Origin of the sequence: Rhodoferax sp. PAMC 29310 (genome assembly GCF_017948265.1) — a bacterium.
Taxonomy (GTDB): domain Bacteria; phylum Pseudomonadota; class Gammaproteobacteria; order Burkholderiales; family Burkholderiaceae_C; genus Rhodoferax.
In genome coordinates, this window is sequence record NZ_CP072852.1 from 2,193,850 (window position 1) to 2,207,593 (window position 13,744).

General features: G+C 56.3%; 15 protein-coding genes. All 15 read right to left on the reverse strand.

Annotation, left to right across the window (positions count from 1 at the left end; all coding sequences use genetic code 11):
* Positions 1–11: 11 nt before the first annotated feature.
* Positions 12–2,387 (reverse strand): heavy metal translocating P-type ATPase, encoded by a 2,376-nt coding sequence (locus tag J8G15_RS09955; protein ID WP_370627530.1) that lies wholly within the window; start codon positions 2,385–2,387, stop codon positions 12–14.
* A gap of 6 nt (positions 2,388–2,393) precedes the next feature.
* A complete protein-coding gene (locus J8G15_RS09960; RefSeq protein ID WP_370627531.1) occupies positions 2,394–2,636 on the reverse strand; it encodes a DUF2933 domain-containing protein in 243 nt (80 codons plus the stop codon).
* A gap of 120 nt (positions 2,637–2,756) precedes the next feature.
* Positions 2,757–2,996, reverse strand: a complete 240-nt coding sequence (locus J8G15_RS09965; RefSeq protein WP_240538512.1) for an SHOCT domain-containing protein — start codon at positions 2,994–2,996, stop codon at positions 2,757–2,759.
* A gap of 11 nt (positions 2,997–3,007) precedes the next feature.
* On the reverse strand, positions 3,008–3,466 hold the full coding sequence (locus tag J8G15_RS09970) for a DUF302 domain-containing protein (RefSeq protein WP_210547313.1): 459 nt from the start codon (positions 3,464–3,466) through the stop codon (positions 3,008–3,010).
* Positions 3,467–3,476: 10 nt separating this feature from the next.
* Entirely contained in the window at positions 3,477–3,944 is a 468-nt protein-coding gene (locus tag J8G15_RS09975; protein ID WP_240538513.1) for a hypothetical protein, read from the reverse strand.
* Between the two features lie 180 nt (positions 3,945–4,124).
* Positions 4,125–4,550: a hypothetical protein gene (locus tag J8G15_RS09980; protein WP_210547314.1), complete on the reverse strand. Its 426-nt coding sequence runs from the start codon at positions 4,548–4,550 to the stop codon at positions 4,125–4,127.
* A 219-nt stretch (positions 4,551–4,769) separates the two neighbouring features.
* Positions 4,770–6,173, reverse strand: a complete 1,404-nt coding sequence (locus tag J8G15_RS09985) for a heavy metal sensor histidine kinase (protein WP_210547315.1) — start codon at positions 6,171–6,173, stop codon at positions 4,770–4,772.
* On the reverse strand, positions 6,173–6,850 hold the full coding sequence (locus J8G15_RS09990; protein ID WP_210547316.1) for a heavy metal response regulator transcription factor: 678 nt from the start codon (positions 6,848–6,850) through the stop codon (positions 6,173–6,175). Before J8G15_RS09990 ends, J8G15_RS09985 begins: the two co-directional genes overlap by 1 nt.
* A gap of 453 nt (positions 6,851–7,303) precedes the next feature.
* Positions 7,304–7,621, reverse strand: coding sequence for a cytochrome c (locus J8G15_RS09995; protein ID WP_210547317.1), 318 nt, complete (start codon positions 7,619–7,621; stop codon positions 7,304–7,306).
* A 95-nt stretch (positions 7,622–7,716) separates the two neighbouring features.
* Positions 7,717–8,058, reverse strand: coding sequence for a copper-binding protein (locus tag J8G15_RS10000; RefSeq protein WP_210547318.1), 342 nt, complete (start codon positions 8,056–8,058; stop codon positions 7,717–7,719).
* A gap of 51 nt (positions 8,059–8,109) precedes the next feature.
* Entirely contained in the window at positions 8,110–8,601 is a 492-nt protein-coding gene (locus tag J8G15_RS10005; RefSeq protein ID WP_210547319.1) for a plastocyanin/azurin family copper-binding protein, read from the reverse strand.
* Positions 8,602–8,646: 45 nt separating this feature from the next.
* Positions 8,647–10,035, reverse strand: a complete 1,389-nt coding sequence (locus J8G15_RS10010; protein WP_210547320.1) for a multicopper oxidase family protein — start codon at positions 10,033–10,035, stop codon at positions 8,647–8,649.
* 11 nt (positions 10,036–10,046) lie between these two features.
* Positions 10,047–11,156 (reverse strand): TolC family protein, encoded by a 1,110-nt coding sequence (locus J8G15_RS10015; protein WP_210547321.1) that lies wholly within the window; start codon positions 11,154–11,156, stop codon positions 10,047–10,049.
* A 417-nt stretch (positions 11,157–11,573) separates the two neighbouring features.
* A complete protein-coding gene (locus tag J8G15_RS10020) occupies positions 11,574–11,855 on the reverse strand; it encodes a CopK family periplasmic copper-binding protein (RefSeq protein WP_210547322.1) in 282 nt (93 codons plus the stop codon).
* 662 nt (positions 11,856–12,517) lie between these two features.
* Positions 12,518–13,729: a glycosyltransferase family 39 protein gene (locus J8G15_RS10025; protein WP_240538554.1), complete on the reverse strand. Its 1,212-nt coding sequence runs from the start codon at positions 13,727–13,729 to the stop codon at positions 12,518–12,520.
* Positions 13,730–13,744 lie beyond the last annotated feature (15 nt).

Consider the following 13,744-nt stretch of genomic DNA (forward strand, 5'->3'; position numbering starts at 1 on the left):
TGTTCTCAACGTCAATCGTTCTGATCGAGCTTGGTCCTTCGCAGACGCAGTGCGTTGGATATCACGGACGCCGAACTCAGGCTCATCGCCAGCGCCGCGATCATCGGCGACAGCAGCCAGCCAGTGAAGGGGAAGAGAACGCCGGCGGCCAGTGGCACGCCCAGGGAGTTGTAGATGAACGCAAAGCCCAGGTTCTGTTTCATGTTGGCCACCGTGGCCTCCGACAGGGCCCGCGCGGTCGCGATACCGCGAAGGTCGCCCTTGACCAGGGTGAGCTGAGCGCTGTTCATGGCCACGTCGGTGCCGGTGCCCATGGCGATGCCCACATCGGCCCTGGCCAGTGCTGGCGCATCGTTGATGCCGTCGCCTGCCATGGCCACAATACGCCCCTCCTTTTGCAGCTTCTCCACGAGCGCCAGTTTGTCGGCCGGCTTGACTTCGCCGTGCACCTCGTCGATGCCCAGGCGCTTGCCGACAGCGCGCGCCGTGGTCAGACCGTCACCGGTGGCCATGATGATGCGCATGCCCGACTTGCGCAGCGCAGCGATCGCGTAGGGCGTGGTCGATTTGACAGGGTCGGACACGGCCAGCAGGCCAGCCAGCTGACCGTCAACCACCAGATGCATCACGCTGGCGCCTTGACTGCGAAGCTCCTCGGCTTGCGCCTTCAGGGCAGCCACTGACACACCGAGTTGGTCCATCAATGCCGTGTTGCCCAGCGACAGCGCTTTGCCATCGACATTTCCACGCACGCCGATGCCTGACTCGGAATCGAACTTTTCGGGCTTGGAGAGGTTCAGGTTTTGTTCGCGTGCCGCGTTGACGATGGCTGCGGCCAGGGGATGCTCGCTGCCCTGATCCAGGCTGGCGGCCAGGCGCAACACCTCCGCCTCTGAAAAGCCTTCGGCCGCCACGGACTTCTCAAAGACAGGGCGCCCCTCGGTGAGGGTGCCGGTCTTGTCCACAATCAAAGTGTCAATCTTGCGCAGGTTCTCGATGGCCGCCGCATCACGAAACAGCACACCACTTGCCGCACCTTTGCCGGTGGCCACCATGATGGACATGGGCGTCGCCAAACCGAGCGCACAGGGGCAAGCGATGATCAGCACCGCCACGGCATTGATCAGGCCAAACACCCACCCCTGTTCCGGACCGAACAGGCCCCAGGCGAAAAAGGTGAGCAAGGCGATCGCCACCACGGTGACCACAAAGTAGCCCGCCACGAGGTCGGCCATGCGCTGCATCGGGGCGCGCGAGCGCTGGGCCTGCGCCACCATTTGCACAATTTGCGAGAGCACGGTGGCCGAGCCCACGTGCTCGGAGCGCATCACCAAGGCACCACTGGTGTTCATGGTGGCGCCGATCAGCTTGTCGCCCGTGCGCTTGGTGACTGGCAGGGGTTCGCCGGTGAGCATGGACTCGTCCAGCGCACTGGAGCCCTCGACCACGATGCCGTCTACAGGAACTTTCTCACCGGGTCGCACGCGCAACCGGTCTCCGACGTGCACATGGGACAGCGGCACATCTTCTTCGGAGCCGTCTTCTGCGATGCGACGCGCCGTTTTGGGCGCCAAGCCCAGCAGTGACTTGATGGCGGCTGAAGTCTGCGAGCGCGCTTTCAACTCCAGTATCTGACCAAACAGCGTCAACGAAATGATGACGGCGGCGGCCTCGAAGTACACCGCCACGACGCCATTGCTCACGAAAGCCGCCGGGAAGATCTGCGGCGCAATGGTTGCGACAACACTGTAGACAAAGGCCACGCTGGTGCCCGTGCCAATCAGCGTCCACATATTGGGACTGCGGTTGATCAGCGACTGCACACCGCGCACGTAGAACGGCCAGCCCGCCCACAGTGCCACCGGGAGCGACAGCACCAACTCAATCCACGTCTGCGTGCGAGGCGCGAACCAGCCCAGGCTGTGGCCGGCCATGGCCAGCACCATGACCGCGGCGGAAAACGGCAAAGTCCACCAGAAGCGACGGGTGAAGTCGACCAGTTCAGGGTTTTCGTCATCTTCCAGCGATGGCATCATGGGCTCAAGTGCCATACCGCACTTGGGGCAACTGCCCGGTTGGTCTTGCCTGATCTCGGGGTGCATCGGGCAGGTGTAGACCGTGCCGGCGATTTGCGGTTCAGTCGCGGGCGCAACCGATGCCTTGTCGCCGCTCGCATAGCGAGCGGGGTCGGCGGTGAATTTTGTGTGGCACTTCGCACTGCAGAAGTAATAGGGCTTGCCGTTGTGCTCAGTGTGGTGCTCGGACTGAGCGGTCACGGGCATGCCGCACACCGGATCTTTCAGGCCTTCAGCGCCGGGAGCCGATGCAGGGCCGTGGTCGTGGCCCGCGTGGGTGTGGTCGGTGGTGTGGGTAGGTTTCATGTCCATGGCCGCTTACTCCTCGTTCTTGTTGGATTTATGGGAATGGTTGGAATGCCCGCCATGGCCATGAAAGAGGTGCATCAGCGGGCAGGCCAGCAGCAACAGGTAAATCCAGTTGTTGGCGACGTGGCTCCCCTGTTCGCGCAGCAAGTAGAAGCCGCCAAAGGCCACGACCATCCAAAGGGCGGTTTTGAGCGAACGATTCATTGCAGGTATGCGCTGCGGTGTCGCTGGCGTTTCGTGGTGTGTCGTCATTTGGATGGTTCCTTTTTTGGGGAAGACGGTGCCAATGGCACTCGCCTCAAACTGAATGGTAAACCTTGACACCGTGTGAAGGTCAAGCCCTACCCGTCTTTATTCAGCCATCCGCCCGAGTCAGGCTTGGCCGCCACCGTCGCGATCGAGCAGTGACTTGCGCTGCTCGTACTGTTCGGTCGTGATCTCACCGCTTGCCAACCGGCGGCGAAGCACCTCGTGCGGCGTTTCGCGTGAGCCGCGACGCCGTTCACTCGACCTTCCCCATCCGTAAAACACGATCACACCAATCAGTACCAGCCAGAAAATCCACCAAATGCCATGCATGCCACCCATGAAAAAGCCGTTGTCATAGAACATATGCATCTCCTTCAGGCCCCGGCCGCAGTGGCCGCACGACTGGCCAGCGCCAACTTCACCCGTTCGAGTCGCTCTCGCACGTCGTGAGCAACGCGCGCGACCTCGGCATTGGGGGTCATCTGCAGCACAGCCACCGGGTCCATAAAGGCGACGACGAGGCGACCATCAGCCTCTTCGCGCACGACCACGTTGCAGGGCAGAAGCAAGCCAATGTCGGCTTCGGCCTGCAGGGCGGCGTGCGCAAGCGATGGGTTGCAGGCGCCGAGTATTCGGTACGGGCGCCCGTCAATATCGAGCTTGGCCTTCATCGTGGCCTGAACATCTATGTCGGTGAGCACGCCGAAGCCCTCGACCTTCAGTGCGTCGATGACGCGCTCGACGGCCTTCGCAAAGTCTTTGCCGTCGATCTCGCAATGAAAGCCGTAAGCGGTAGTCGCTGCCGCCGAGTTGGTTTGAGGTAGGTGGTTCATGGACGGCTCCTTACTTCGTCATCGGGGGTGATTGAGTGCGATCCATCATCATCTGCATCATGGATTGCATCATCTCCATGCGTTGCTCCACCATGCTCTGGCGAGTGGCGCTGTCGCCGGGCTTGCCCATCATCGCGCCAGGGCCCATTCCACCCATCATGTTCATGCCGTTCTGCATGACGCCCATTTTCTCGGTCATGAGCGCGTTGCGTTCTTCGGGGGTCTTGGCCGCCAACATCTTGTCGTGCATGTCGCGCATGGACTTCAACTGCGCCTCCCTACCTGGCATCCCGGCCATGGGACACATATTGCCCATGCCGGGGGCGGGAGTTGTGGTCTCCGCATGTGCCATTAGCACCGCAGTTGTTGGGACCGGATGGTGGCTGTCGTGCTGGGCATCGGAGGCGGCCCAGGTGGAGGTGGTCATGGTCGTCAGGGTCAGTGCGGCGATGGAGGAAAGTGTGCGAGCGAGTGTCATTTGGAACTCCTGATGGAAGCGGCAAGATTGCCGAGAAATGGGGTCACCGCCCTTGCGGTGGCGAACGTTGTCTAGACGGTTTTTAGGTTGGCCCGCACCTCTGATACAGAGGCAAGCTGATTGGAGCGAGCGCGAGCGCGATGGCGGCAAAGCGCAAGGCGCGCTACCTGAGCTGCTGGGCTACAACGTCAATCGTGAGAAGCGCGTGCGCAAGGGCAGGTGTGGACCGGGGGTCGGCACCGCGGGCAGGGCATCAACTGCTGTTGACGCAGCCCATTTCGACGCCCAGTGGAACGCCATGGGAGGCCCCATCACGGCCAGCGACGGATCGAGACTCGACGGCAGTTTGACGATGGCGTTTGCGCCTTCGTCAAAAACCTTCGGGCAGGAGTCGGTCTCATAGTCAGAGTCTCCGCCCGGGTGATCCATTGCAGTGCCCGGTGGGCCGGCGTTCAGCAACGCACTGCCTAATATCTGATGAACTGGATCTTCGCGCTGCTGAAGCTGGCAGGCGTTCGCCCAACTGACACCCAAGGCGAACACCCACACCAACAACACCGTGAAAACGGTGCGGTGTCTTTTTCGGTTGTTCGCTGGATAGCTCATAGGAATAGGTGACCCATGGCGTGGATGATGGACCTCAATCGAGGCATCGCCCTTGATGCAGGTCAATCAATCAGCAGGGAAAAGTACGGCCCTGGGCGGCCAAGCCTCAGGTCATCTCAAACAGAAGCTATAGCTTGCAAGAACGGTGCCCAAATTTTGGGTACCCGTCGGGCGGCTTGTTCGTGCGACATATGCTCGTCAAACTGCAGGCCATGCGACTCAGGATTTCCGTGGTAACTTGATTGAAAACGCAGTTGTCCGGCTATCAGAGGTCACCGAGATCGATCCACCGTGAGCCACAATGATGGACTTGGTAATGGCTAAACCCAACCCAGTGCCTTCGCTACGATGCTGGCGCGAAGGATCGGCCCTGAAGAAGCGCTCAAATACCCGCTGCAAGTACTCGGGCTGAATAACGTCACCTGTGTTTTCCACTCGAATCTCAAAATCATCTGGCATCTCCTGAATAACGACACCCACGCTGGTGTTTGGCGTGGCGTGACGAATCGCATTGGAAAGCAAGTTCCCTAGTGCGCGGCGAAGCATGAGCCGGTCCGCCGCGACAGCGCCGTCACCGCTGACCGAAAAGTGAACCTCTTTTTCATCTGCCACAGCGTCGTAATACTCGAGCAGCGCTTGAACCTCGGCGGCAAGATGAATTGTTTCGAGATGGGGAACGAAAAGGCCGTTATCCGCCTTTGCAAGGAGCAGCATGTCGGAAATCATTCGAGCCAAGTGTTCGAATTCCTCGACATTGGACTCCAAAATACTTTTGTACTCAGACTCACTGCGTTCACGCGACAGGGTGACCTGAGTTTCCATCATGAGGTTGCTCACTGGTGTGCGCAATTCATGGGCAATGTCGGATGAGAAGTCCGTCAGGCGCACAAAAGCGTCCTCCAATCGGCTGAGCATTTCATTCAGGGACTGAGCAAGGTTCCCCAGCTCGATGGGCATGGCGTCAACAGGCAGTCGGTAACTCAAATGCCGCGCAGTCACAGCCTTCGTTTGTTCACGCATCGTGTGCAATGGCGCTAACCCATGCCGCGCCACGGCCCAGCCTAATACACCGGCCAGCAAGGCTGCCGCGAAAACGAATGCCCATAGCGTTTTCAGAAAGGAGGCCATGAATACTTGATGATGAACGATGGCAATCGCCACCGCCACAGTCACTGTCACTGGCACTTGAGCGGAATTTGGCGGCCCAACAGTTACCTGCGCGGCAATGCCTCGATAGCTCTGGCCGTTGCTTTCCCAGATTGCCGGCTTCGAAGGGCTGTGTCGCGCACTGTCAGTGATGGTCGAGATGGAAAACGTTTGCATGGTGTTCGAGAATAAGATCTGTTGGTTTGAGCCAATCACCATCAACTCAAGTCCATGATGGCCAACCAGTGAGTTGTCCAGTGACTGCATCACAGCCCCCATATCGTTCATTGGACCCAGCTTCTCGAGGGTGTGCTGGGCGAGTGCCATTTTTCCAGTCAGCACATCCATATCCTGATCTTCGAAATGTTTCTCCACCGACGCGGCGATGACGAGCCCCAGGGTCATCAGTACGAGCGATGAGACGAGTACAAACAGCGTTGTCAAGCGCGCGATCATGGAAGTAGGACCAACAAGCATCAATTTGGATTCTCCAGGACATAACCCATGCCCCGCACTGTACGAATCAATTTTGATTCAAATGGATCGTCCAGCTTGACACGAAGACGACGCATGGCAACATCAATGACATTGGTGTCCGAATCGAAATTCATATCCCAAACTTGAGATGCGATGAGGGAGCGAGGCAGTACCTCACCCTGTCGCCGAAGCAATAGCTCAAGCAAAGCAAATTCTTTGGCTGTCAAATCAATTCGCTTGCCTGCGCGCGTCACGCGCCGTCGGAGAAGGTTTAACTCCAGATCAGCCACGCGCATGAACTCGCTCCCGGAAAGCTTTGCTCCTCGGCGCAAAAGGGTTCTTACCCGCGCCAGCAACTCGGAAAATGCGAATGGTTTCACTAGATAGTCGTCCGCACCGAGTTCCAGACCCTTCACCCTATCATCGACGCCGTCGTGTGCGCTCAAGAAGAGAACCGGTATATCTTTTCCCGCGCGTCGGATGCCACTCAAGATGCCCCACCCATCCAGCCCTGGAAGCATTACATCCAATATGGCCAGGTCAATTGACTCGGTGAGGGCATGATGCAAACCATCTTTTCCATCACGAATCAAATTGACAACAAACCCGACCTCCTCCAACCCTTGTTTTAGGTAGTCACCAGTTTTTGGTTCGTCCTCGACAATGAGGATTCTCATGGGCATTCTCCATATAAATCTGCCAATTGGACACCCACCCACTTTTATATGGCGTGTCACTGCCTTGAGGCAAGAAAACGGGTTCTCGACAAAACCCCTTAAAAGGATTGTCTTGTGGTGTTCGAGGCGAAAAATTACTTTTTTAGGATTTTTCCCGCCAAGTAGTTTGCCCGAAGCCCGCGCCCTCGCCACGACATGCAGGCTAGCCATCTCCGTCTGCGGCACCTATTTTGCTTGGTGCGCCGATTTCCGTACGAGCCGTGACTGCAAGAGTTAGTCCGATGACTGCGCTGAACGAAGGAGGCGGCAAACCTTGCCGAGGCTTGGAAACTCCGGGAAATAGTTTTTCTACCTTACAAGCATGGCGGTTGAAAACTGGCTAGTCTTCCCATTGCCCTCAAGTCCCTGCGAACATTGCAGGACAAGAGGGCATAAATTCATCCTAGGCCCACCTCAATTAATGCCAGCTTTGCGCTGCACCATGCGAATGTAGGCCGTGATGTGCGCCACGTCGTCGGGCGTCAAACCTTTCACTGGAGGCATGTCGCCAAACTTCCAGTGGTGCGCTTTGGCACCGAGGGCCGCCGCTCGTTGGAACGCCGCGTCACCATGATGTGAGGGTTCGTAAACACGGTTCAGAAACGGCGGCCCTTTGTCGCTACCTGAATCACGGCCTTTGAGGTCGACCCCGTGGCAACTGGCGCAGTTTTGTGCGTACAGGCCTTTGCCTTTGGCCGGGTTGGGCATCAATCCTGCGCTGGGGGCGGGCACTGCTTGGGCATTGGCAGTGGTAGCGACACAAGCCAAGCCCAAAACCGCCGCGCCAATCGCCCAACGAATTTAAATATGGCCTGGAATCATGGCTGTCAATTTGCAGATTGAAGATCAGTCACGGTCATTTTTCCACTCACGTAGGCCACCATGAAGCGGATCTTGTCACCGGCTTGAACTTTGTCCAGCATGGTCTTGTCCTGAGCAAGGAACACCATGGTCATGCCAGGCATATCCATGTGCTTGATAGCACCATGCTTGATGGTAATTTTGCCCAATTCCTTGTCAATTTTTCGCACCTCTCCGTCGGTCAGACTCGGCGCGCTGGCCATCTCCATCTTGGGCTGCTCCGCAGCGGCCTGCGCAAAGACTGGAGCGGACAAAAAAGAAGACAGGGCGACAGCAGTAGCTGCTAGCAGTTGGCTTGTGTTTTTCATGTGATTTTCCTTAAATTTGAAGTGTTTTGGGTGTCGTACGGTTTGCTTACTTTACTTGGTGCCCACCAGCACTTGCCCCTTCATGCCAGCCTCATAGTGACTAGGCATCAGGCATGCAAAATTGACCGGTCCGGCTTTGGTGAATTGCCAGATGATTTCACCCTGTTTCCCCGGGGCCAGGGTCAATTTACTGGGCTCGTCATGCTCCATGCCTGGGAATTTCTTCATTTCTTCCAAATGCGCCATCAGTTCTTCTTGAGTGCCCATGCTCAGTTCGTGAGGAACTTGGCCTGAATTTTTCACGACGAAACGAATGGTCTCACCTTTCTTGACCTTGATGTCCGACGGGGTGTAGCGCATGTTGTCCGCCATATCGACTGTGATAGTACGGTTGACCTTGGCAAGCACGCCGGGTTTTCCGATGGGCGACTCATCATGGCCCCCTGAATGACTGCCAGACGCCAGAGCGGCAGAAGACGCCACGACAACAGTGGCAAAAAACAAGGCAGAACGCTTGGACAAAGTTAGGTTTGAAATTTTCACAGATATTCCTTCGTAGTCAGTTTACAGATTAGCGAGTTTGGGGACTCAATGCGACATGCCGCCCATACCACTGGGCTTGACCACCGAGGCCACAGCCGGTTTGGCGTCGGCGCTGCCGGCGGGGCGTGCGGCCTGAGGCGTGGTGCCGGTCCATTCGTAGGCGACAGTGCCTTTCGGAAACTTGTAAGGCCCTGGATCGCTATAGTCGCCCGGCTTTTGGTCCTTGCGGACTTTAAACACACTGAACATACCCCCCATTTCCAGAGAGCCAAACTGCCCGGTTCCCGTCATCATGGGAACGGTGTTGTCCGGAATTGGCATTTGCATCTCTCCCATGTCGGCCATGCCACGCTCGCCCATCAGCATGTAGTCTGGCGCAACCTTTTGAATCTTGTTGACAAGACCGCGGTGGTCGACGCCGATCATTGTCGGAACATCATGGCCCATGGCATTCATGGTGTGATGGCTCTTGTGGCAGTGCATGGCCCAATCGCCCTCCTCGTCGGCAATGAGCTCAATCTGGCGCATTTGCCCCACCGCCACATCGGTGGTGACCTCATGCCAGCGTGTGCTCGGAGGAGTCGGCCCGCCATCGGTGCCGGTAACCAGAAATTCATGGCCGTGCAAATGAATCGGATGATTCGTCATGGTCAGGTTGCCGACCCGAAGGCGAACCCGATCATTCAGCCGCACGTTCAAAGTATCAATCGCCGGGAAAACACGGCTATTAAAGCACCAGATATTGAAGTCCAGCATGGTGTTGACCTTGGGCGTCTTGCTGCCAGGCTCAACATCAAAGGCATTCAGCAAAAAGCAGAAATCCCGATCGACGTCACTGATGTGGGGGTGCTTGGTTTTGGGGTGGGTCACCCACATGCCCATCATGCCCATCGCCATTTGCACCATTTCGTCGGCGTGCGGGTGGTACATGAACGTGCCCGGTCGGCGCGCCTCAAATTCGTACACAAAAGTCTTACCCACCGGAATGGCGGGCTGATTGAGACCACTGACCCCGTCCATGCCGCAAGGCAACCGTTGGCCATGCCAGTGCACCGAGGTGTGCTCGGGCAATTTATTGGTGACAAAGATGCGAACTCGGTCTCCCTCAACCACTTCAATGGTCGGCCCTGGGCTCTGCCCGTTGTAGCCCCACATGTTGACCTTGAAGCCAGGTGCAACTTCACGCACCACGGGCTCGGCCACTAGGTGAAATTCTTTGACACCATTGTTCATTCGCCAAGGCAGGGTCCAGCCGTTGAGTGTGACCACCGGGTTATAAGGCCTGCCCGTGGTCGGGACTAGGGGCGGGGCAGTTTCCACCGACGTCTGGATCACAGCCTCAGGCAAGCCTGCTAGAGCAGAGCGCGCCACAGCTAATCCGGCCACTGATGCCGCCGCACCTGCGAAAAAATTTCGACGAGAGTTGAGATTCATATGTATTCCTATTAATGCGCAGCCGATGCAGCGGCTTCACCGCCACCACCAAAAGACATAAAACTGTCGGGTTGGCCTCCTTGGAGAACCCATTGCAGGTCACTCTCAGCCAACCAATAATCGCGTTGGGCGCCAATGGCATCAATCACAGCTTGGGATTTGTTGCTGGCCTCGCTCAAAAGATCCCACGTGCTGCTCAGCATTCCGTTGTAGTGGAGTACGGTTTCTTCTCCGATGAAATCACGCACCTTTAGAACATCAAGATTCGCCTGATACAACGCGTGGCTGGCCTGATAGGCGTCCAACGCCATGTCGGTGTTCGTTTGGCTACGCTGGCTGTTGGCGCGCGGCAGTTGATCCTGAATCAGCAAAGCTCTCGACCTCCAAGATTCTTCAGACACGGGTTTGGAGGGCAAATCGGGCAACCGGTCAGGCAGCGCCACGCTGGCGTACTGCCCTTTAAGACCCAACGCTTTAATCAAACTGGCCTGCGCTTGGGCGGCGGCATATTGCGCGCGCACCCAATTCATCTTGGCCGTTGCTTGAGCGAGCTGCAATGGGGCAAGCTTGAGCTTGCTCCAATTGCCTACATTAACCATGCGTTGTCCAAGCTCGGTGGCGGCTTCGGCAGAGTCCAGCGCAGCGCGGAACGGTGCTAGCGACTGACTCGCAGCAATGGCCTGAATCCAGGCCTTTCGAGCCTGAGTCGCTACTTCTAGAACCTCCCCAGCATCATCGATTCGACGTTGGAGACTCGGATCCAGCTTGTCCCATTGGCCGGTCGCAACAAGGGATACGTTTGCCGAGCCAAATTGAGACAGCGGACGGGCCAAATCAAGGTGTGCACGCCATGCTTGGCGGATGACCTCATCACTTGTCAGCAGAGATATCACGGGTTGACGGGCGAGGGGCGCCGAAATTTCCAGAGTGGGATTCGCGCTCTCCCACTTGAGCACATCCATGTGACCACGTTTTAAGAGCCCTACCGTATCGTTGGCGCTGCGCCAGTCTTGCGGCGCAGTGGGTTCCACAGTTTGGGCTGACAAAGCCAACGGAGCAACCGCCATGGCAAGCACCAAGGCACGCCATGTCAGTTGCGGGGTTAAATTGAAGATCACCATTTCACTTCCTTTTGATAGTTAACAGTCAAGATCTATTTTGCAATTGGCAGACTGTCAGCAAGATGTCCTAAAGATTACAAAAATGTCAGTTTTCATCCTATGGTCGAACTGAAAGGCAGCCCAAGAATCCGAATCTCGGATGCCGCGGCATCCGCGGGAAGTCCGGATAGCGACTCAATGCCCAAATGCGATCGTCTTGACCTTGTGTGCGGTGAGAAATGAGTTCTAGAGCGCTGGGACACCCAATTAAAATGGCCATTCCTCATGACACATCGAATCTCCTATTACCGCGGGAGATTGTGATGCAATTGATCACAATTCAAGATTCTGTCACTGCGCCCAGGGCGAATCTGAATCCCACCTTTTCGCGCATTGACAAAATTTTCGCAAACAAAGCACCTCGCGGGGAGAACTTGACTAGCGACGTTGATGTGTCTTGAGGGCGATGTCCAACCTCGCCACTTCGTCGCCGACCATCACAATGGATTTTCCGTCTGCGGTCTGCATGCTAGTGCCACTGTCCATGCGAACCGCTCGACCAAATTTTTTTTCCATCGCCATTTTTCCACCCTTAAATTGGTGCACGGTCGAGCCGTCTTTAAACAAGATTGACTTCTCTACGCTGCTTTGATCCGCGGCGAATGCCGACAGGGCTGACAAGCCAAGACTTAAAGCAATAACGGTTGTACGAGTTGACATGACAATATTTCCTTCAAAATTGATGAATACCACCCAAGGTTGATACCGAGGGCCGGCGAAGCAATCGTTGCCTCGTTGGATTAAATGTAGAAGGCGGGTCCCGTCAATTGCATGACCGGCGGGTTACAACCGGGACACTTGTTCGTCGAAGTTGTTTCCAAATGAATTTTGGGGAATAGAAAATCGACTCACCCCATCAGATGGGCCAATCGGCATCACCTTGCCGCTGACACAAACAATGGGGAAGAACGGGATGGGTCGAAACCACCCCTCTGAAATTGACCCGCTGTCACGCAAAGTTTGAGATTTTTCCGGGAGTTCCCCTCGAAAACATCAATGGTCCAGGCTTTGGCAACAACTGAATTGGTCGTGGACGCGAGTCCGCCCACTAGGCACTCTTCGATTCCAGACGAAAGGAGATCACCCATGAAGTTGCATAAAGTGTGGGCGGCCTTTCCAGAGCAGGACGTGCCTTTCAGGAGTCCGGTTCAACAGAAATCGTCGTCAAAACATACTCTTTACTCTCGAACACTTTGGAAAACGAAACACGCGAAGCTTGACTCACCTCATCAATTTCACTTTTTGCAATCGCAAGGAAACCTGCCTTCGGAGGACTCCCTTTGTCGATGAGGTCCTTCCATGTGACAGATTTGACTCGCCCTCTAGAGTAGTACACGGCGGAAAATGACGCAGGTCCCACAAAATACAAAGACTCTCCAGGCTTCATGTTTTCCATAGCAAAGGCGACGAGCGACTTTTCTGTCTTGAGCCGCTGAGGCTGAATAGTGACCAAAACCAGATAGCCAGATAGCCAGATAGCCAGACAAAAGTAGCGGGATGAGACTTGTCAGCGCGTACAAAATTCGCCTACTGAAAATGCTTTTTTGCTGAATTTTTTCCAGCTCAACTGCAAGTAGGATGCTGAACGCCGCCAACGCGGGAAGCACGTAGGTCCACAAGATATTGCCCGCGAACGTAAATAGGACAGGTGTAAACAACGTCCAAGCGAGCAAGTAGGTTACTTTCGAATCTTGCAGCGCTTTTTTGAGCGCATGCCGGCCCGCCGAATTGACGATTTGTCGGAGCAGCAACCCCAGCCCCAAAAGTCCCCATGGAAAGGACGCCACAAGTACATCTTTCCAAATCGCACCCTTCATTCGTTCGTGAGCGGTACCGTAAAGATCTCTGCTCCATCCCGAGTCAATGAATCGCAGGAAGTGCTCTCCGACAATAAAGTATTGCAAGAACCCCGGCGTCTTTAGTTCCGCCAGAATGAACCACGGTAGGCTCAAAAGCAGCATCAACGCCAACCCGCCGAGCCAGGGTAGTTTTTTGAATGCCTCCCGAGCGTGGCGATGCAATACCAGCCAGGGAAGCAAAGGCCCCCCCACCAGAACGAGCGCCAGCGGCCCCTTGGCCAGCAGGCCCAAAGCCAACGCCACAAAAAAACCATAACGCCATTGCCACGTCGGATGACGCCACGCCATACCGAAAGCAACCATGGCCCAGGTGGTTCCCAGCGCCAGGAAAGGGTCAGTGAGAACGGCGCCAGCGACGACGTACACCAATGCGCACGTGCTGTAGACAAGAAGCGCCCACTTGGCGGTGCTGCTGCAGAAAAGTGAGCGAGCATAGGTGTGAATCAAAGCCAATGATCCTGCCGTTGCAAGCAAGGACGGCAATCTCGCCGCGAACTCGTTGGTAACCAGTAATTTGAACGAGAGCGCCTCGCTCCAGAATGCGAGCGGTGGTTTTCCCCAGAAAGGCGTGCCAGGGGCAAACCATGGCGTGATCCAGTCGCCACTGACCGCCATCAAACGGGAAATTTCTGCATAGCGAGGCTCTGTTGTGCCTGAGAACGGAAGCCAAATCATTCCCAGCAAACGCAG